This is a genomic window from Treponema denticola ATCC 35405 (assembly GCF_000008185.1).
Taxonomy (GTDB): domain Bacteria; phylum Spirochaetota; class Spirochaetia; order Treponematales; family Treponemataceae; genus Treponema_B; species Treponema_B denticola.
Genome location: NC_002967.9, coordinates 2,269,615 through 2,288,705, shown reverse-complemented (window position 1 = coordinate 2,288,705; position 19,091 = coordinate 2,269,615). Strand labels below are relative to the sequence as shown.

17 protein-coding genes are annotated in these 19,091 nt (G+C 40.7%); 12 read left to right on the top strand and 5 right to left on the bottom strand.

Going from position 1 to position 19,091, the window contains the following annotated elements; genetic code table 11:
- The first annotated feature begins 59 nt into the window (after positions 1–59).
- Complete coding sequence (locus tag TDE_RS10625) at positions 60–1,118, top strand: phospho-N-acetylmuramoyl-pentapeptide-transferase (RefSeq protein ID WP_002680111.1); 1,059 nt, start codon at positions 60–62, stop codon at positions 1,116–1,118.
- 19 nt (positions 1,119–1,137) lie between these two features.
- Positions 1,138–1,860 carry a tRNA threonylcarbamoyladenosine dehydratase gene (locus TDE_RS10620; protein WP_002680109.1) on the top strand — a complete coding sequence of 241 codons (723 nt, stop codon included), beginning with the start codon at positions 1,138–1,140 and terminating at the stop codon, positions 1,858–1,860.
- Between the two features lie 14 nt (positions 1,861–1,874).
- On the opposite strand, the gene TDE_RS10615 is transcribed toward TDE_RS10620, so the two are convergent.
- The 4 genes from TDE_RS10615 to TDE_RS10600 all read right to left on the bottom strand — a co-directional run bounded on the left by TDE_RS10615 (position 1,875) and on the right by TDE_RS10600 (position 5,546).
- Positions 1,875–2,204 carry a type II toxin-antitoxin system PemK/MazF family toxin gene (locus TDE_RS10615; RefSeq protein WP_002680107.1) on the bottom strand — a complete coding sequence of 110 codons (330 nt, stop codon included), beginning with the start codon at positions 2,202–2,204 and terminating at the stop codon, positions 1,875–1,877.
- The gene (locus tag TDE_RS10610; protein ID WP_002680104.1) at positions 2,192–2,434 is read right to left on the bottom strand and encodes an AbrB/MazE/SpoVT family DNA-binding domain-containing protein; all 243 of its coding nucleotides are present in this window, start codon (positions 2,432–2,434) and stop codon (positions 2,192–2,194) included. Before TDE_RS10610 ends, TDE_RS10615 begins: the two co-directional genes overlap by 13 nt.
- A gap of 74 nt (positions 2,435–2,508) precedes the next feature.
- Entirely contained in the window at positions 2,509–4,326 is a 1,818-nt protein-coding gene (locus TDE_RS10605) for a DNA topoisomerase IV subunit B (RefSeq protein ID WP_002667902.1), read from the bottom strand.
- Positions 4,326–5,546, bottom strand: coding sequence for a hypothetical protein (locus tag TDE_RS10600; RefSeq protein ID WP_002680101.1), 1,221 nt, complete (start codon positions 5,544–5,546; stop codon positions 4,326–4,328). The genes TDE_RS10605 and TDE_RS10600 overlap by 1 nt, the downstream gene beginning before the upstream one ends.
- Before the next feature lie 115 nt (positions 5,547–5,661).
- Between TDE_RS10600 and TDE_RS10595 the strand changes: the two genes are divergently transcribed.
- The 10 genes from TDE_RS10595 (at position 5,662) to TDE_RS10550 (ending at position 18,110) form a co-directional block, all read left to right on the top strand.
- Positions 5,662–6,402: a copper homeostasis protein CutC gene (locus tag TDE_RS10595; RefSeq protein ID WP_002674428.1), complete on the top strand. Its 741-nt coding sequence runs from the start codon at positions 5,662–5,664 to the stop codon at positions 6,400–6,402.
- A gap of 179 nt (positions 6,403–6,581) precedes the next feature.
- Positions 6,582–9,047, top strand: coding sequence for a hypothetical protein (locus tag TDE_RS10590; protein WP_002680099.1), 2,466 nt, complete (start codon positions 6,582–6,584; stop codon positions 9,045–9,047).
- Between the two features lie 34 nt (positions 9,048–9,081).
- Positions 9,082–10,110, top strand: a complete 1,029-nt coding sequence (locus TDE_RS10585; protein WP_002680096.1) for a glycosyltransferase family 2 protein — start codon at positions 9,082–9,084, stop codon at positions 10,108–10,110.
- A 53-nt stretch (positions 10,111–10,163) separates the two neighbouring features.
- Positions 10,164–10,991 (top strand): hypothetical protein, encoded by an 828-nt coding sequence (locus TDE_RS10580; protein WP_002680094.1) that lies wholly within the window; start codon positions 10,164–10,166, stop codon positions 10,989–10,991.
- Positions 10,992–11,069: 78 nt separating this feature from the next.
- Positions 11,070–12,062 carry a formylglycine-generating enzyme family protein gene (locus tag TDE_RS10575; protein ID WP_002680092.1) on the top strand — a complete coding sequence of 331 codons (993 nt, stop codon included), beginning with the start codon at positions 11,070–11,072 and terminating at the stop codon, positions 12,060–12,062.
- A gap of 436 nt (positions 12,063–12,498) precedes the next feature.
- Complete coding sequence (locus tag TDE_RS10570) at positions 12,499–13,956, top strand: methylaspartate mutase subunit E (protein WP_002680091.1); 1,458 nt, start codon at positions 12,499–12,501, stop codon at positions 13,954–13,956.
- Positions 13,957–14,027: 71 nt separating this feature from the next.
- On the top strand, positions 14,028–15,266 hold the full coding sequence (locus TDE_RS10565; RefSeq protein WP_002680089.1) for a methylaspartate ammonia-lyase: 1,239 nt from the start codon (positions 14,028–14,030) through the stop codon (positions 15,264–15,266).
- Positions 15,267–15,370: 104 nt separating this feature from the next.
- Positions 15,371–16,306 carry an ABC transporter substrate-binding protein gene (locus TDE_RS10560; protein ID WP_002680087.1) on the top strand — a complete coding sequence of 312 codons (936 nt, stop codon included), beginning with the start codon at positions 15,371–15,373 and terminating at the stop codon, positions 16,304–16,306.
- Complete coding sequence (locus tag TDE_RS10555) at positions 16,306–17,325, top strand: FecCD family ABC transporter permease (protein ID WP_002680086.1); 1,020 nt, start codon at positions 16,306–16,308, stop codon at positions 17,323–17,325. The genes TDE_RS10560 and TDE_RS10555 overlap by 1 nt, the downstream gene beginning before the upstream one ends.
- 5 nt (positions 17,326–17,330) lie before the next feature.
- Positions 17,331–18,110, top strand: a complete 780-nt coding sequence (locus tag TDE_RS10550; protein WP_002680085.1) for an ABC transporter ATP-binding protein — start codon at positions 17,331–17,333, stop codon at positions 18,108–18,110.
- Here TDE_RS10550 and TDE_RS10545 read toward each other — a convergent pair.
- Positions 18,107–18,928, bottom strand: a complete 822-nt coding sequence (locus TDE_RS10545; RefSeq protein ID WP_002680084.1) for a leucine-rich repeat domain-containing protein — start codon at positions 18,926–18,928, stop codon at positions 18,107–18,109. The genes TDE_RS10550 and TDE_RS10545 overlap by 4 nt on opposite strands.
- Positions 18,929–19,091 lie beyond the last annotated feature (163 nt).

The following is a 19,091-nucleotide window of genomic DNA, read 5'->3' as shown; positions in this document are numbered from 1 at the left end:
ATTTTATAATATAAACAATACAATAGACACAATCTATAAAAATTTGGTATAATATAAAAATGTTATACCATATTGCAGAACTGCTTGGCCCCTATTTCGGGCCGATGAGACTTTTACAATCCTATGCCGTTTTAATTTCTTTAGGCTTGTTTTTGGGCTTTTTAATAACGGTTTTACTCTTGCCTAAATTTTATTCCAAATTGCCGAAAGACAGAGGACGGGAGTTTACCGTAAATCCCGAAGCTGCCGTGGGGAAACCTACGGGGGGCGGAGTGGTATTTATTTCCATCTTCGTGCTCTGCGTTTTTTTATTGATTATACCGACACTTACACAAGGCCTTGTTTTGGTTATAACCTTTGCTGTTATGCTGACAGGTTTTTTAGATGACAGATCCGAAAAGTCATGGGGAGAATATTTAAAGGGCGGCTTGGATTTTATTTTATCGGCCGTAACAGCCCTTGTTATTTTTTATATCTATTTTGAAGGAAAGGTTTCCTTTTGGCTTCCATTTATATCAAACCTTGTCGAAGTACACCCTATTGTTTTCTTTGTCGTTTCAATAATGATTTTGTGGATTTCGATTAACACAACAAACTGTACTGACGGAGTTGACGGCCTTTCGGGAACCCTTATTCTATTGGCCCTGGTTTCCCTCGGCATAGTTTTTTACTTTGTATTGGGACATGTCAAGGTTGCGGCCTATCTTTTGGTTCCCAATATCAGCACGGGAGCAAAATGGGCAGTTATGATTTTTACCCTCTGCGGAGTCCTTACGGGCTATCTTTGGCATAATGCCTATCCGAGTAAGGTACTTATGGGAGATGCCGGTTCCAGAGCTTTGGGCTTTTTTATCGGCGTTCTTGTAATTATTTCACGGAACCCTTTTATCCTGTTGATGACGAGCTGCGTTATCCTTATAAATGGAGGAACGGGTATTTTAAAAGTGGTTATGCTCCGCTTTTTTAAAATCCGTATTTTTAAAAATATCAGATTTCCTCTTCATGACCACATGAAAAAGAATTTGCAGTGGTCGCCTACTCAGGTTCTAATCCGATTTGTGATTGTCCAAATCTTAATTACGATTGTAATTTTAGGAATTCTATTTAAGATTAGATAGGCTTATAATTTTTAGAACGATGAGTTTTTTATCGAGGTTTGAGCCTCTTTTAGGTTCTGAAAATTTAAAGAAGATTGAAGATGCCCGGATTGCGGTTTTCGGTTTGGGAGGCGTAGGGAGCTATACTGCCGAGGCTCTTGCTCGAAGCGGGGTTGCCCGAAACGGGGCAGGGCAGCTTATTTTGATTGACGGCGACGAGATAGAAGAAAGCAATATCAACCGTCAGCTTTATGCCCTTTATTCTACCATCGGAAAAGCTAAGACCGAAATTGCAATGGAGCGTATTGCCGATATAAATCCGGCATGTAAAATAGAAGCTGTAAATTCCTTTATCTTGCCCGATAATTTTTATAAAATCTTAGGCGAAGATTTTTTTAAAAGGGTAGATTTCATAGTTGATGCCGTCGATACAATAGCCTTAAAAATTTTTCTTGCAGCCGAGGCCGAAAAAAATGAGGTTCCTATTATCTCGGCGATGGGCTGCGGAAACCGCCTAAACGCCGATTTTGAATTTGCAGATATTTACAAAACAAGCGTCTGCCCCCTTTGTAAGGTAATGCGTACCGAGCTTAAAAAAAGGAATGTTAAGTACTTGAAGGTACTTTATTCTAAAACCGAATGTACCGTAAAACAAAACCCTCCGGCTTCGGCTGCATGGGTACCCTCAATTGCCGGCCTTTTAATCGCCGGAGAGGTAATTAAAAGTCTGTATCAGCCGGCTTCTTTTAAAGAAACATTGTAAGCCCGATTCTTATTTTAATCGACAAGCATTTCTTTAATGATTTTTTTTACGGCAAGGACTTCTGCCGGTTTTATCTTTCCCAAACGCTTTACCAATCTTACCCTGTCTACGGTTCTGATTTGATCCAATACTATCCATCCATTTTTGCCTTCAAATTTTATACTGACCCTTGTCGGGTAAGCATGAGACTTTGTAGTCATAGGGGCAATAATAACGGTGGAAATATTGTTATTCATAACATCGGGAGATATTACCAAGCAAGGCCTTGTTTTTTGTATTTCATGGCCTATTGTGGGATCTAAGTTTATAAGATAGACCTCGTATTGCTTAATTACCATTCCCATTGAAAATCCCTTGGCTCGGGGATATCCTCAGCTAAGTCTTCATTATTTTGGTGCATCTTACGAAAGGCTTCTTCCCATCCTTTTCGAGGTTCGTATTTTATAGGTTTTAATAAAATTCCTTTTTCCGAAACCTCCACTTCAAACTTATCTGCACTTGAAACCTTATCAAGCACGAGTTTCGGTAATCTTACTCCGCGTGAATTTCCCACAGGTACAAGCGATACAATCATAAAAGGCCTCCTTTATGTAATTATATTGTAATCACAATAAAGAGTCAAGCTTTTTTTAATCGCCGGAGAGGTTGTTAAGCGTCTATCTCGGCCAGAAGATTTTTCATGATAAATTTGCGGCGTTCGGGGGTGTTTTTGCCCATGTAGAATTCCAAAATTGAAGGAACTTTTTTTAGGGTTTGAACCGTTACGGGGAGGAGTTTTATATCCTGCCCGATAAATTGCCCGAATTCCTTTGGGCTTATTTCTCCCAAGCCCTTAAAGCGGGTAATTTCGGAAGAAGCCCCAAGGCGGCTTACAGCCTCATCTCTTTCCTTCTCGGAATAGCAATAACTTGTCTCTTTTTTGGTGCGTACCCTGAATAGGGGAGTTTCCAAAATATGAACCCGCCCTGAGGTAACCAGCTCTTCAAAATAGCTTAAAAAGAAGGTTAAAAGCAGGTTTCGGATATGAAAGCCGTCGTTATCCGCATCAGTTGCGATTACGATTTTAGAGTAGCGCAAGCCTTCAATATCGTTTTCGATGCCCAGGGCCATCATCATATTATAAAGCTCGGCATTTTTATATATCTGAGCCCGTTTTTTGCCGTACATGTTTTCGGGTTTTCCTCGTAGAGAAAAAATTGCCTGCGTTAAAACATCCCTGCTTGAAACCATGGCTCCCGTAGCCGAGTCTCCTTCGGTGATAAAGATCATTGTATCTTCACCGAATTTTCCGTCTCCTAAATGGAATTTGCAGTCCTTTAATTTCGGAATCTTTATGGCAATTTTTTTTGCTGCTGCCTTTGCTTCCTTTTTTACCGTGTTGAGCTCGGTGCGGAGTTTTTCGTTGGCAATTATCTTGCTTTCAAGTTTTGCGGCAGAGTCCGCATTTTTTTGCAGCCATTCAACGACTGCCGACTTTGTATCGTTGACTATCCAAGAGCGCACCTCGGTGTTGCCTAGCTTGTTCTTTGTCTGGCTTTCGAAGACGGGAGCTTGAATCTTTACCGAAACGGCAGCACAGGTCCCCTCCCTTACGTCTTCGCTCTTATAGTTCTTTCTAAAATACTCGTTAATACCTTTTAATAAGCCTTCCTTAAAAGCCGAAAGGTGGGTTCCGCCGTCGGAAGTGTATTGTCCGTTTACAAAGGAGTAGTAGGTTTCGCCGTAATTGTTTGTATGCGAAAAAGCAAACTCAAGCTGTTTTTCCTTAAATCGGCAGACTTCATAAATTGTTGAAGTTCCTACATTGGATTCAAGCAAGTCCAAAAGGCCGTTTTCGGATTTAAAAAGTTTTCCGTTAAAACTCAAGGTAAGGCCGGAGTTTAAATAGGCATAGTTCCAAATCCGTTTTTCGATAAAGTCCAAATTGAATTTATAGTCCCCGAAAATTTTTGTATCGGGAATGAATTCTACCAGAGTTCCGTTTTTGATTCCGGGCTTTGTGTTTCCGCTTTTTTCGCTTACAAGCTTTCCTCTTTCAAAGATTGCTTCGGCATATTTGCCGTCCCGCACGGCTACAACCCTAAAATGTTCCGAAAGGGCATTTACAGCCTTTGTTCCGACTCCGTTTAAGCCGACCGAAAACTGAAAGACATCATCGTTATATTTTGCACCGGTGTTTATAACCGAAACACATTCTACCAATTTTCCTAAAGGGATGCCTCGCCCGAAGTCGCGGACCGTTATCTTATTTTCTTCTTGTTGAATATCTATGCGCGAGCCGTTTCCCATTATAAACTCGTCTATCGAGTTGTCTATAACCTCTTTTACGAGGATATAGATACCGTCATCGGGATTTGAGCCGTCGCCTAAGCGGCCTATGTACATACCCGTCCTCAAACGAATGTGTTCAAGGGAGCTCAAAGTTTTTATTTTGGACTCATCGTAAACAGCTTTTTTTGTTGCCATTATTCTTCCTCCGTAACCTGCTCAGAGGTTTTATCCAAAAACTTTTCTTCAAGTCCGGCTGCGAAGTCTTTTAAATCGGCTATCTTAGCTTCCGAGTTTTTGATGGCCGTTTCAGAGTTGCCGATTTTCTTTTCGGCTTCCTTTATGGCATTTTCGCAATTCTTGATTGTGCGGTTAAGATTTTGAATTTGATTTTCTTCCGCCCTAATTTTTTGCATTGTCTCGCAAAATTCTATATTGTATTTTGTTTTGCTTATTTCTTTTCGGTATTTACCGGCTTTTTTTAGATATTCTGCATATTTTCCAAGTTCGACATCTGAAGAACTTTCCCCAAGAGCCGAATCTCCTTCGGCCGAATAAAACTTGTCTGTATATTTTATTCCGGCAGATTCCAAAATAAGGTCTATTTTTTCGTCTATTTCTTTTATTCTGCTTGTAAAGTTATCGATCCGTTTTTTTGAATTTTTGTCTGCACCGGCATCGGCTAATTTTTGAGTAACAAAGCCAGTCTCCTCATCTATCATTTTGAGGCGGCTTTCAGAATTGCTTAAGTCACTGCCTAACTTTAAAATCGCTTCGTAAGTTTTTTTAAGTTCGGGGAAAAGTTTATCTTCATCATAAAGAGCTTTTACCTCTTGAGAATTGTAAATATCTATATCCGATTTTGTTAAAATATTTTTAATCTTTTTTTCGGAATTTTTTACCTTTAATTCCTGAGAAGAAATCTTGCCTGAAATGCCGATCTTAGCAAAAAAGTTTGCTTCCTTTTTCTCGGCGTTTAAGGTTTCTATTTTTTCTTGGGCCTCATGTATTTTAGCTTCTTCCGTGTGTATTTCGGCAGATAGAGAATCAAAAATACTTCCGCACTGAGGTAAAAAATCTTTGTAAAGTTTGAGTAAAAAATCTCCCTTTAGCTTTTCCGTTTCTTTTTTTGTATCCGAGAGCCTGTCTTTTATCTGTTTTTTAAAGCTGTCTAGTTCCGAAAGGCGGGTACTGTTGTTTTTTATGTCTAAAACGCTTTCAGTACAAAATTTTCTTTCGTCGTGCAGCTTTTGCCATTGAAGAAAATTTTCTTGAGAAACCCCGTTTGCTTCTGCAACCGGATCTGCCGTATCTTTAATAAGTTTGTTTCCAAGCTGCTTATAAGCTTCCGTCAGTTTTGACTCAAGGTCTTTTAATTCCTTTAAAAGAACAGGTATTGTTTTATCACTCTTATTCATTTTTCCATTGTAACCTTTTATTTGTTTCTTGACAATAGCTTGTCTTTGATGTTGACATTTTCGTCTTCATTTTTTAAAATACGGGGTGGTAATTTATTACAATATGAGGTGCTAAATGAAAAATATTAAAATAGAAATTTGTGCGGGATCCTTTGAGGATGCCGTCTTGGCGGAAAAGGCAGGAGCTTCAAGGATTGAGCTTAATTCTTCTCTTTTTTTGGGAGGCTTGACCCCCTCTCTTGGAACCTTAAAGCTGGTTAAAAAGGAAACCCATCTTGAGGTTATGGCCATGGTAAGGCCCAGAGCAGCCGGTTTTTTTTATTCTTCTTATGAATATAAGACTATGCTTGAAGATGCAAAACTTTTTATAGATAACGGAGCAGACGGTCTTGTCTTCGGTTTTTTAAAAAAAGACGGAACTATCGATGCAAAACGGTGTGAAGCTTTGATAAAAATTGCAGAAAGCAGAGATAAGGTTTTTCACAGAGCCATTGATGTGGTCCCTGATCCCTTAAAGGCCCTGGATGAGCTTATTTCTTTAGGATTTACAAGAGTTTTAACGAGCGGGCAAGAGCCTACAGCCTATGAGGGTGCAGACTTAATTGCCAAAATGGTAAAACGTGCAAAAGGCCGAATCGAAATTTTACCCGGCGGCGGCATTACCGAAAAAAACGCTTCAAAAATAATCAAACTTACCGGTGTTGATCAGATTCATTTTGCAGCCCTAAAACGGAGAGAGGAACCGTCTACCAAGGCAAATCCTTCAATCTATTATGGAGGAGCCCTCTATCCGCCTGAGGACAGCATTGAGGTTGCCGGACTTGATGAGATGACAAAGGTCATAAAAAGCTTGTAATTTTTCCAAATTTTGCTTGGTATTTTAATTTTTTTGATGTATAATGGAAGAACGGAATATGGGAGTAAACCGTCAAGGCTGTGTAAGCAATTTATAAATAAATGCAATTAAAAATTTTAGCGTTTTTTTCGTCCCTTGCGGTTATATTCAAAATTTGACCTTTGTTTTGGGAGGTTTTTATGAAAAAGACATTAATTTTTATTTTGATGATACTTGTTTTAATAGTGTCATCCTGTAATTTATTTTTAAAAGAAGAATACGGAGAGCTTATTGTGAGCTTTGACGGCACCCTGCCTGACGGTGCCAGAGCCTTGGATTCCAACGGGCTTCCCGTTCTTTCGTCTTCTCCTATGAAAATCAATATAATCAGAGAAGACGGCTACACGATAACAAGAGAACTAAGTGCCGAAGAACCCAAGTCACTGGTTGAGCTTGTGCCTGTCGGCGAAAAGATAGAGATAATAGTTACGGCAATTAACCCATCCGGTCAATGGTCGGGAAGGGCTTTTCACACTGTAGTTTCAGGTCAAAATCATGTAAAAGTCCTCTTAAACAAAAACATTTCAGGCTTAAACAATCTTTTGTTTACACAGACAAAAGACTTATTTTCTACGCCCCCCTACAACTTAACCCTCTATATGAATGGAAAAGAAATTAATGCTCACCCATCGCAATCAGAGTACAGCTTTGGCCGCGACAGCCTGGGACGACTTTATATTAGTGTTAATGAGGGCAACTCTCATGTCTCTCGCTATACGAGTGAGGGTGAACTTCTTAACCATGTTATGGAGTCGATCGTTTATTTTGCGTGCGATTATACGACGAGAAAGATGTACGGTATTAATGGTTCCGGGGGTGTTTATGAAATAGATGAAAACTTTAGTATCTCTTCTTTGACCCCACCCCTAAACCTTTCCCATTATGACGGTGCAGCAGCAATAGACAACAATCTGTTTGTATGGATATGTGATGATGGTTCCAATCCTTTAAAAATACAGGCCAAAAACCTGGATGGATCCCATCCTTCAGAAACCGAAATTAAGGATCATATTAAAATTACAGACTGCAAAGAATCGGAAGTAAAAGATATGTTTATCCGCGGCAAGTATGTATATGTACTTTTTAATACAATGAATGATGAGCTGACAGGAAATAGCCGTAATCTTTACTCTTTAGGCGGTGTTGTCCGTTATAATATAAACAATTTGACTGCTCCTCCTGTAAAAATCGGTTTTTCAAACAGCGTCAGCTTTGAAAACAGCTTATTAAAAAACTACGACTACTCCGCCAACTTTTACGGGGCGGTAAAGGTAATCGGCTTTGATGAAGAAAACATCTACATAGCCGATGACGGCTTTGATGCAGCCGATACTCCTGCAGGTGCCCGTATCGTTAAAAACCGCAACCGCATCGCAGCCCTTAATATAGCAACAAACGCTTTGAGTTTTAGTGATGCCGGGCCTGCAAAGTGGTATAACGAATGGAAAGAGTGGAGAACGCCTAATACGAAGATGATAGTGTGGGAATCTTTATATGACGGCTCCTCAAGAAGTGGGATGAGTTACTATCAGGTAGAAAAAGGTGATGAGAACTTGTTAGGGGCTAATTCGTTTATAACTTCCGACGTCTCCAACCCCACCGGTGTTTTATATAGCGATGTATTTTGTTATGACAGCGCAGGAAACTTCTATGTTTCGGGCAAAGACAACAGCGATGAAAAATTATACCGATATGTATTAAAAGATGACGGAAACTATGAGACTGACGGAGAAAAGGATATATCCGAGAAACCGACGACTATTGCAGTTTCCGTTTCGTCCGTACCTGACGATGCAGGAAAAACAATTTTGTTCTACTATTTTGAGTCCGGAAATGGTCACAACATAGGGCGGCTTGCATGGTATACCGATGATTTTGCTAATGCTGTCCAACGAAGGAACATAACACTCAATGATTTAGACCAAAATGATACCGTTACTGCAATGACGGCAAATAAGGACGGCATTTTTGTTGCGGTAAAAACCGTAACGGGTAAGGATTCTCCCAATGAAAAATACAAGATTACGGTTAAAAAATATGCGCATCAACCGCTTGGCTCTCCGGCAATTATTAGTGCTGTTGAAACCGTAACCGTTGTTGATGAAACATCGACAAACTATCCTAATGTTGTGGTTCCTCCTTCTCATTGGACAGCGGAACAGGCAAACGCATACATCAATGAAGACCTCAATGCTCTCTATATTTCAGACGGCGTATTATACGGTCTTACAACTAACCAAAAGGGATATATAAAGGACATTTTTTCCAAAGCAACGGAGGTGTTTATAGGCGGTAAACTGCTTAAAATCGGGAATACCAAATCCCTTGGTTCTTATGTTGTTGTATTGTATAAAAACGACGGTCTTAGGCCTGCAACGTCTGGAGAATTCGCCCCCTACCGCTTTATTGCAGTTAAGCCAAAGAAACTCGTTATAGCTTCCGACGGCTATTACGGTAAGGGAACGGCTCCCAGAAATAAAAATAAGGTGTTTGTATTTGATATAGGAAACTGGGCTCATCCTGATGAAACGGTTACTCAAACTAGAATCAATCTCTCAAAACAATTGGGCTATTCCGGCAACTCATTCATCTGGACAATTGAATAGGCCTATTATAAGTCTTTCCGTTCCGGTTTACGGAATGGAAAGCTTTTTGCCTGCTCTTTTGGACAGTATTTTAGCTCAGAACCTATTGCTTAAAAATTCTGTTCAAAAGAGCGGCTTTTTTTCACATAATAAAGATACCTTGCCCATAGAAGTGCTCATCGTAAATGATGGAAGTCCTGGCGGTGATGCTTTACCTAAAATCCTTAAACCCTATAAAAAAAAGTTTAAAAACCTCGGTATTACTCTGACTCTTTTGGAACACCGCAAAAATCTGGGACTTTTTGAAGCTCGCAGAACGGCGGCAAATGCCGCTTCCGGTTCCTACATTTTCTTTGCTGACCCGGACGATACCCTGCCCAGCGATTCTCTTTTGGTCTTTTATAATGGACTGCTTGCTTCCGGCAACGGAAATCTTTCCGATGCAGCCGATATTATTCACGGCAAAATGCGGCTGTCAGTTCCTCAGTTCGATACGGCAGATAAAAAAAATGCGGAAAAATTCGACACTTTTTCAAAAAGCGTGCAGTCGATACATCCGGGTTTTCTTTCGGGAAACGAAGTTCTTGAAAATTTTTTAATCAAAAAAGAACACTCAGGTTTTTTATGTGCTAAGCTATTTCGTACCGGTCTTTTACAAGAGGTATATGCCGAGCTTCCTCATATTTTTTGTATTATGGCGGAAGACCTCTTGTTGTATTTTTTTGTGCTTTTAAAAAAGCCTTCGTACTACGGTATCGATTCTTTTGTATACAATTACATCAATGATACTGGTATATCTTCAGCCTCTCAGGTTATAAACCTTGACCGTTGGGAAAAAATCTGTTCCTCTGCCTCTGTCTTTACCATTATTTTTTCATATATTCAAGAAAATCCTCTTGATGAAAAATATGTAAAAGAACTACGCATCGCATGCAATAACCAGCTTAAAAAAATTATAAGCAAAATGAAAAGAGATTTTACAGACTCCCTCCAAGCCGAAGCCTACGCAATCCTCTGCGATTACTGGGGCGAAGACTATGTAAAGCAAATTGAAAAAAACATGAAGGATGAAGAACAAAAGTAAAAGTGAAAAGTGAGATTTGACAATTTTTTCATTTATGTGCTATAATATACTTTATGGAGAAAAAGTATTGGAAGATAGGTGTATTGATTCTCATTTTTTTAGGGCTGGTAGGAGCGGGGACGCTCGTTGTTTATCAAAAACTCCCTGCAGGACAATCTTCGGGAAGTCCTGTAGGACACCCTGCCGGAGAGCAGGCGGAGCTTTCTAAAACGGAAACTGCCGAGCTTGAAAAGCCTAAACAAGAGACCGAAAACACGGAACCTAAAAAAGAACTTAAAAAGGAAGAGCCTAAAAGGGTTGTACCTATAAAAACGCCTAGGAAGGAAGTACCTAAAAAGGCGGAACCCAAAAAAATAGAACCTAAAAAAGCATCTAAGGAAAAAGAGAGTGAGGTTTCGGCTAAACCTTCAATGGGAATCTCCCTTGCCGATAGGGATAAAAAAACTTTTAACTGGTCCTTAGGACTCTTGGCCGAGGCAAATATGAATTCGCCTGACGGTTATGCGATGGGCACGGGACTTTACACCCTTTTTATGCTTCCTTTAAAACTCAAAATAGGGCACCTATCCTTGGGAGCCAGGACTCTTTATTCCAATGACTTTAAAAAACACCATATTTTTGATGCAGCCCTCTTATTCCGTTGGAATTTTTATGATTTTTCAAAGATAAAAGAACGGGATTCGGGCTTTTTTATCCAATTGGAAGGCGGTGCCGTTTTCGGCCTAAAAGAAAGAGAGCCTTCAAAACTTTTTATGTATGCCCTCGGCGAAGCCGCATTCGGTTACCGCTTTACAATAAATAACTTTTTTATCGAACCCTATCTAAGAGGCGGCTATCCCGTAATCTGGGCAATAGGAATCAGCGGAGGATTTAGAATATGAAAAAAAATTTTGTTTTATTTTTGTTTGGCGATACTTTTTGTATCGGTTTCAGCTTGTAAAAACCCGTTTTTTAAGAACATGCTGGACGAGGATTCGGGGAGTGAAGGGTCCGGAAATTGGAATTCTCAAAGTTACGATTTTGTTCTTGTCACACCTCCTGCAAACGGCATCGTAGGCGTTGCCCCTGACTACGCCTTACCCTATACTGACGAATGGTGGAAAGGTGTATTCCGTGCAGGGCGTAAGGTAAAATTAAGCCCGTATAAGCTAGGCAAGACAGAGGTAACGTATAAACTGTGGAAAGAAGTCTACGACGAGGCGGTAAAACCTGAACATGGCTACACCTTTCAAAATGCGGGGCAAAAAGGCAGTGATGGAACCGGAAATGATGAAGAGCAGCCTGTAACGATGGTAAGCTGGCGGGACTGCATAGTATGGTGTAATGCGTATACGGAAATGAAGCTGGGCTCCGATGAGCAATGTGTATACCGCGAAAGCAATGCTTCTGGTGCTGCGGTATTAAAAGATGCAACTGCTACAACTGCTTGCGATGCCGCATACGCCGATATGGGTAAAAAAGGCTTTAGGCTGCCGACCGAAGCGGAATGGGAATACGCAGCCCGCCGGCAAAATGACAACACAAATGCGACAGACTACGGCGAAGGTGGTAGTAATGTATGGCTGACCAAATTAAACAGTGCAAGCGGAGCCAAAGATAGATGGGATACGGCGGAAACAGGAGAGGTTGCATGGTATTCTGGTAATTCAGGAAATAAAACTCATCCTGTAGGAAAAAGGAGAGCGAATGCACTCGGTTTATACGATATGAGCGGTAATGTCTGGGAATGGTGTTTTGATGGGTATGATAATAACCCTGCATCAAACGATGCTGCTTATGTGCAAGGCGGTATTGTTACCGATCCTCAAGGTGGTGCGTCGGGGTCTGCCCGTGTTGATCGCGGCGGCAGCTGGGACAACGGCGTGAGGTACTGCAGTGTAGGCTTTCGGTTCAGCTGCAGTCCTGGCCACAGGTACTACGGTCTTGGCTTCCGCCTGGCTTGTCTGCCATAGAGCCGCTTAAAAATATACATCCTTGTACATTTTTCATCTTAGAGTTTTAGACTTGCGTCTAAAACTCTTGGAAGTTTGGAACCACCGCCGTCCATGGCGGTAAAGCGGTGAAGCCGAACAGGCAAAATGTGTTGTTGGGTGCAGTAAATTTTTGAAAAAAATAGCAAATTATAAAAAGATTTTTATAATCGATATAAAAAATTTCTTTGCGGAGTTGAGCGTGTTCTCTCGCTTTACACCCACTGCGGTTAAATAATCAATAAAATTTAATTTTTTTTTAAAATTTTACTATTAACTTCAAATAATCTCTACAATGATTATGAGATATTATGAGTAGAAGCGATTAATTAATTGGTAATCAATAAAAACCGTATTCCCTCTTGAAGCTATATCATCCTTGTGATACAATAAAGCAATATACTTTAGGAGCAAGAGTATGAGATGGAAGAATAAAAAAATACCCGAAGGGGAGTTTATGGAGATGCGAGAAGAAATTCTCCAAACATGGCCCACGGGAAAGGATGTTGACTTAAAAGAGTCTATCGATTATTTAAAGAAGATCCCGCCTGAAAAAAACTTTGCAATAAAACTTGAACAAGCGGACAAAGAAGGTATAACTACGGCCCAGCCTCGTGCCGGTGTTCCCCTGTTGGATGAACACATTAATCTATTGCAGTTTTTACAGGATGAAGGCGGAGCCGACTTTTTGCCCAGCACAATTGACGCTTATACGCGTCAAAACCGATATGAAGAGGGTGAAGCCGGTATTGAAGCCTCAAAAAAGGCAGGCCGCTCTCTTATGAACGGTTTCCCTGCCGTAAACTGGGGTGTAGGCCCCTGCCGTCAGGTTTTGGAAGCCGTAAATCTTCCCTTACAGGCAAGACACGGAACCCCAGATGCCCGTCTTCTTTCAGAGATTATTCATGCCGGAGGTTATACCTCCAATGAAGGCGGAGGAATAAGCTACAATGTTCCCTATGCAAAGGCCGTTTCAATTGAACACAGTATAATGTGTTGGCAATATGCCGACCGCCTCGTAGGATTTTATGAAGAAAACGGAGTTCACCTTAACAGAGAGCCCTTCGGTCCCCTTACGGGAACCCTCGTTCCGCCTTCGGTTGCTATTGCAGTAGGCGTTATTGAAGCCCTATTGGCCGCTGAGCAGGGTGTAAAGAGCATTACCGTAGGTTACGGTATGTGCGGAAACATGACACAGGACGTTGCAGCCGTTATTTCTTTAAGAGAAATTACAAAGGACTACATGAAAAAATTCGGCTACAAGGATATGTGCATCACCACGGTTTTCCATCAATGGATGGGAGGCTTCCCTGCCGATGAGTCCAGAGCCTACGGTCTTATCTCCTTGGGAAGCACCACTGCCGCTCTTTCCGGAGCTACAAAGGTAATCGTTAAGACCCCGCATGAAGCATTTGGTATTCCTACCAAAGAAGCAAATGCAGGAGGTATCAAGGCTACCAAGATGGTTCTAAACCTTTTGAAGGGACAGCGTTATCCCGATTCAAGGGTTCTCGCTCAAGAGATTGAGCTTATCAAGGCAGAAACAAAGTGTATTATGGACAAAGTCTATGAGATAGGAGGCGGCGATTTGGTTGAAGGTACTATCAAGGCCTTTGAAGCCGGCGTAATAGACATTCCATTTGCCCCTTCCCAGTATAATGCCGGAAAGGTAATGCCTGCCAGAGACAATGACGGATGTATCCGCTATCTAATGCCGGGAAATCTGCCCTTTACAAAGGACATTCTTGACTTTAACAGGGGAAAACTTGAAGAGAGGGCAAAGGCCGATAAGAGGGAGGTTGATTTCCAAATGTCGGTTGATGATGTTTATGCCGTAAGTTCCGGTGTTCTCGTAGGAAGACCGGCTAAACGATAGAATTATAGGAGATTCGATAAACATTCCGGCTTGAGATACAAGCCTCCATGTTTATCTAAGGAGTATTAAAGATGAAAATTGTTGATGTTGTTTGCGCAGAAGGCAAAACAGGTTTCTATTTTGATGACCAAAAGGCTATCAAGATGGGTGCAGGTCATGACGGATTTTTTTATACGGGAAAACCCGTAACCGAGGGCTTTACCTCAATCAGACAGGCAGGCGAAGCTATTTCCGTTATGTTTATTCTCGAAGACGGACAGGTCGCATACGGAGACTGTGCTGCCGTACAGTATTCCGGAGCGGGCGGACGCGATCCCCTCTTTTTGGCAAAGGACTTTATTCCCGTAATTGAAAAAGATATAAAGCCCCTCTTTGTAGGAAAAGAAATTACAAACTTTAGGGAAATGGCTAAGACATTTGAGGAGCACAAGGTAAACGGAAAAAGAATGCACACGGCTTTACGCTACGGCATATCTCAAGCTATTCTTGATGCCGTTGCAAAGTCCCAGCACATAACGATGGCCGAAGTTGTTGTAAAAGAATATAATACAGGATGCCAAATAAAGAGAATTCCGATCTTTACTCAGTCAGGCGATGACCGCTACTTAAATGCCGATAAGATGATTATCAAGCAGGCTGAAGTTCTCCCCCACGGTCTTTTTAACAATGTTGAAGAAAAAACCGGTAAAAACGGCGAAAAGCTCTTGGAATATGTTAAATGGCTTAAAAACAGGGTAGAAACCATGAGAACTTGTAAAAACTACAATCCTATTTTCCACATTGACGTATACGGCACAATCGGAGACTTTACAAATAACGATGTTCCCAAGATGACAGCCTATCTTAAAACGCTGGAATCAGCAGCAGCTCCTTTTAAACTTAGAATCGAAGGTCCGATGGACATGGGCGACAGAGAAAAGCAAATGCAGGTACTTGCAGCCCTCACAAAGAGCCTTGACGATAACGGCGTAAAGGTAGAGCTTGTTGCCGATGAATGGTGCAATACCCTCGAAGACATTCAGTACTTTGCCGATAACCGTGCAGGCCACATGATTCAGATTAAGACTCCCGACCTTGGCGGAATCAACAACACGATTGAAGCTATCCTTTACTGCAAGGAAAAGGGAGTAGGAGCCTATTGCGGAGGAACATGTAACGAAACCAACCGCTCGGCAGAGGTTATCGTAAACTGTTCCGTTGCAGCCGGAGCCGCCCAGCAGCTTGCAAAACCCGGTATGGGCGTTGACGAAGGCTACATGATCATCAATAACGAGATGAACAGAATCGTTGCCTTAGCAAATAGGAAGTAAAACTTTTTTCATAGTATTGTCTTAAGTGTGTGCTTTGCTGCACACACTTAAAAACTTTTTTTGGAAGCTTAGGCTTCCTTCAAAACTTTTTTAGGAGTAAGTTTATGAAAAGCTTGAAAAAAATTTTCTTTGTGCTGGCCATGCTTTTGGCTGCCGGCACCATGGTTTTTGCAGGAGGAGCAAAAGAAGCAAGCCTTCCCTCGATTGATTTAACGATGGATAGGGCTGGTGCCCCGATTACTTTACCTGCAAAGGTGGAAAGAATTATTTCGATGGCTCCGTCTACCACGGAAATCCTTATTGATTTAGGTGTAGCCGACAAGATTATTGCTGCCGATACCAATACCCAAAAGGATGGGCTTTTAAAACAGAATATTCCGTATTTTGATATGATGAAGCCCGATGCAGAAAAACTGATTGCCCTAAAACCGGATGTAGTTTTTATCTCAGGGATGTCGAATGCAAAAGGTAACACTCCTTTTTCTCCCTTAATTGATGCCGGTATCTGTGTTGTCAACATTCCTTCATCTTCAAGTATCGAGGCCATTTATCTTGATATTGCATACATAGCTGCAGTCGTAAAACAGGAAGGAAACGGAGCAAAAATTATTGCAAACATGAAAAAGGAAATAGAAGCTGTCCGAAAAAAGGGTGCTTCTATTGCTCAAGATAAAAAGAAAACCGTTTACTTTGAAATAGGGGCCGCTCCTTATATGTACAGCTTGGGAACAGGAACCTTTATCAATGAGATGATCGAAATTATCGGAGCTCAAAATATTCTTGCCGATCAAAAATCATGGGTATCCGTTTCGGATGAAATGGTTTTGGCTAAGGATCCTGATGTAATTTTGACCAATGTAAACTATATACCTAATCCGATTGATGAAATAATGTCCAGATCAGGCTGGGCTTCTCTTAAAGCCGTAAAGGGCAAAAAGGTTTTCGGTATTGATACAAATTCTTCTTCAAGACCTAACCATAACATTATAAAGGCCTTAAAAGAAATGGCTAAAGCCGTCTATCCCGAAATCTATAAATAATGAAACTTCAATTCAAGCTTGCAGGCTCGATTGCAGCCTGCATCCTTGTTCTAATCTTGGGGATAGGAATAGGCTCGGTCTTTGTTCCGCCCCAAGATATTATCAAAATCATATTTTCAAAAATAGCTCAAAAAGAAATTTCATGTATTGAACCGACCTTTGTTGCAATAGTTTGGAACGTGAGGCTGCCTAGGGTTCTGGTCGCTTTTTTGGCAGGCGGGTCCCTTGCCGTAAGCGGGGCCGTAATGCAAAGCATCTTAAAGAACCCCTTGGCTTCTTCTTATACAATGGGCGTTTCATCGGGGGCTGCCTTGGGAGCGGCTCTGGTAATTTTGACAGGATTTACTCTTCCTTTAATACCCGCTTTTACTCTTCCTCTTGCAGGAACTCTTGCAGGCCTTCTTACAGTCTACGCCTCGGTTAAAGTTGCATCCTTGGTTGATAGGAATTTTGAAAACTCGACGATTATTTTAACAGGGATAGTTTTTTCTCTTTTTATAAACGGAATTATAACCATCATAATCGCCCTTAACAGGGACGGAATGGCCCGCCTGATATTTTGGCAGATGGGAAGCTTTGCAAGTCAAAATATAAAAAACTTTAACGTGTTATTGCCTATCTGTGCTGCCGCAACCTTGATTCTTACAAGTCTTTCACATGAGATGGATTTGCTTACCTTTGGCGAGGAGCAGGCTAAAACTATGGGTGTAGATACAAAAAAAGTTAAATGGGGTCTTTTGTTTTTGGCATCGGCCCTTACCGGAACCGTAATTTCCTTTGTAGGCATAATCGGGTTTATCGATTTGATTTCTCCGCACATTGTACGCAAGCTCGTCGGTGCAAGGCATAAGATAGTGGTTCCTGTGTCCTTTTGTATAGGAGGCACTGCGATGGTTTTATGCGATATGACGGCAAGAACTATTTTATCCCCCCAAGAGCTTCCGGTGGGTGCAATCACTGCGCTTGCAGGTGCTCCGTTTTTTTGCTATGTCTATTTTAAGGGACGGAGGAGAGCTTAACTTTTATGGACTATCCTTTAATAAATGTAAAATCGGTTTACGCGGGATATTCAAAGACTCCCGTTTTAAAAGATATTTCCTTTTCGGTTTTAAAAGGAGACAGCCTTTGTGTTTTGGGTCCTAACGGCTGCGGAAAAACGACCCTCTTAAAAACTCTTGCCGGTCTTATCGGCTATTCGGGTGAAATTCTTTTAAACGGTCAAAACTTAAAAAATATCAAACGCAAGGATATAGCAAAAAAAATCGCCGTTTTAAGTCAAGTTTCTTCCATATATTTTTCATATTCCGTCTATGATACCGTTATGATGGGAAGATATGCACACAGAGAGGGCAGCTCTTTTCTTTCCGTCTCAAAAAAAGACAGGGCCTATGTAGAAAAATGTTTAAGGGCGGTAGACATTTGGAATTTGCGTGAAAAGAAAATAGATGAACTTTCAGGCGGTCAGCTTCAGCGTGTTTATCTGGCCCGCACTCTTGCCCAAGAACCCGAACTTATCTTACTGGATGAACCCACAAATCATCTGGACTTAAAGGCTCAAACCGAGCTTATTCTTTTTTTAAAAGAGATTTGCAAAAAAGAAGCTAAAGCCGTCATCGGTGTCTTCCACGATATAAACCTGGCCCTGCAATTTGCAGATAAACTTATTTTTTTAAAAGACGGGATAATACAAGCCTCAGGAAAAAAAGATGAGGTTTTAAATAGAGAAATTTTACAATCCGTTTACGGGATGGATGTAGCCGAATGGATGAAAGATTCTTTTAATTTATGGCTTAGAGCTTTTTAGCTTAGAGGCAAACAGTTACCTGATGAATTTAAATATTGTAAATCATTCAATTCTTCTGTGTTTAGTTCGGTAAGCATATTTGAACTGCAATCAAGGCTTTGCAAATGTAATGCTTTTGTTAAATTAAGTTTTGTTAACAAATTTTTACTGCACCACAGATGCTCCAATGCCGTTAATCCGGTTAAGTCCAGCTCTGTAAGTTTATTCTTTTCACAATTTAAGCCGGTTAAACTTTTCAAATCAGTTAAATTTAGTTTATTCAATAAATTGTTTCCGCACCAAAGGTGTTCAAGTGAAGTCAAGCCTTCAAGGTTTAAAACTTCGAGTTTATTGTTGTTACAGCCAAGCCGCTTTAAGGAAGACATTCCTGTTAAGTTTAAATCTGTAAGCAAATTTGCAGTGCACCATAAAAATTCCAAAGCCGGTAAATGGGCAACGTCCAAACTTGAAAGCCGATTATATCGGCACGCAAGTTCTTTCAAATTATTTAAACCTTCAATGTTTAATTCGGTAAGCCTATTACCGCTGCAATTAAGTTTTTCTAAGTTTTTTAGGCCCTGCACGTTTAAACTTTTAATTTGGTTTCCATAGGTATAAGGATCACCTCCGCAGTTAAATTCAATAATATTTCCTTTTAAAATTATTAGAGAAGATTTAATGTTTAAAGTTGATTCAGTCCCACTTTCAATTACTGTCTCAGTGCAACCCTCGGCTTTTACGCTCGAGCCGTCTGCCGTTTTAACATAAATCGTAATTGTTTTCTTTTCGGAATCGATTACAAAAGAAGTGCCGCCGTCAATAATAGTACTTGTTTCCATAAAGGTTCTCCTTTGCTTGAGTATAGTCAGTTGTATGTGAAATAAAAATTATTGGAATGTTTAAATAAACTGCCGGTTTGCGGTTATATATATATATATATATATATATATATATATATAGGAAGAAAGTTGTTTGTTTTTTGTGTTTCTAAAAATTTGACTA

Excerpts from the sequence above, each read along its gene's own strand:
- TDE_RS10550 (WP_002680085.1), top strand. The coding sequence starts at position 17,331 with ATGGACTATCCTTTAATAAATGTAAAATCGGTTTACGCGGGATATTCA.
- TDE_RS10600 (WP_002680101.1), bottom strand. The coding sequence starts at position 5,546 with ATGAATAAGAGTGATAAAACAATACCTGTTCTTTTAAAGGAATTAAAA.
- TDE_RS10625 (WP_002680111.1), top strand. The coding sequence starts at position 60 with ATGTTATACCATATTGCAGAACTGCTTGGCCCCTATTTCGGGCCGATG.
- TDE_RS10595 (WP_002674428.1), top strand. The coding sequence starts at position 5,662 with ATGAAAAATATTAAAATAGAAATTTGTGCGGGATCCTTTGAGGATGCC.
- TDE_RS10575 (WP_002680092.1), top strand. The coding sequence starts at position 11,070 with ATGCTGGACGAGGATTCGGGGAGTGAAGGGTCCGGAAATTGGAATTCT.
- TDE_RS10620 (WP_002680109.1), top strand. The coding sequence starts at position 1,138 with ATGAGTTTTTTATCGAGGTTTGAGCCTCTTTTAGGTTCTGAAAATTTA.
- TDE_RS10610 (WP_002680104.1), bottom strand. The coding sequence starts at position 2,434 with ATGATTGTATCGCTTGTACCTGTGGGAAATTCACGCGGAGTAAGATTA.
- TDE_RS10615 (WP_002680107.1), bottom strand. The coding sequence starts at position 2,204 with ATGGGAATGGTAATTAAGCAATACGAGGTCTATCTTATAAACTTAGAT.
- TDE_RS10555 (WP_002680086.1), top strand. The coding sequence starts at position 16,306 with ATGAAACTTCAATTCAAGCTTGCAGGCTCGATTGCAGCCTGCATCCTT.
- TDE_RS10570 (WP_002680091.1), top strand. The coding sequence starts at position 12,499 with ATGAGATGGAAGAATAAAAAAATACCCGAAGGGGAGTTTATGGAGATG.
- TDE_RS10585 (WP_002680096.1), top strand. The coding sequence starts at position 9,082 with ATGGAAAGCTTTTTGCCTGCTCTTTTGGACAGTATTTTAGCTCAGAAC.
- TDE_RS10580 (WP_002680094.1), top strand. The coding sequence starts at position 10,164 with ATGGAGAAAAAGTATTGGAAGATAGGTGTATTGATTCTCATTTTTTTA.
- TDE_RS10545 (WP_002680084.1), bottom strand. The coding sequence starts at position 18,928 with ATGGAAACAAGTACTATTATTGACGGCGGCACTTCTTTTGTAATCGAT.
- TDE_RS10565 (WP_002680089.1), top strand. The coding sequence starts at position 14,028 with ATGAAAATTGTTGATGTTGTTTGCGCAGAAGGCAAAACAGGTTTCTAT.
- TDE_RS10605 (WP_002667902.1), bottom strand. The coding sequence starts at position 4,326 with ATGGCAACAAAAAAAGCTGTTTACGATGAGTCCAAAATAAAAACTTTG.
- TDE_RS10590 (WP_002680099.1), top strand. The coding sequence starts at position 6,582 with ATGAAAAAGACATTAATTTTTATTTTGATGATACTTGTTTTAATAGTG.
- TDE_RS10560 (WP_002680087.1), top strand. The coding sequence starts at position 15,371 with ATGAAAAGCTTGAAAAAAATTTTCTTTGTGCTGGCCATGCTTTTGGCT.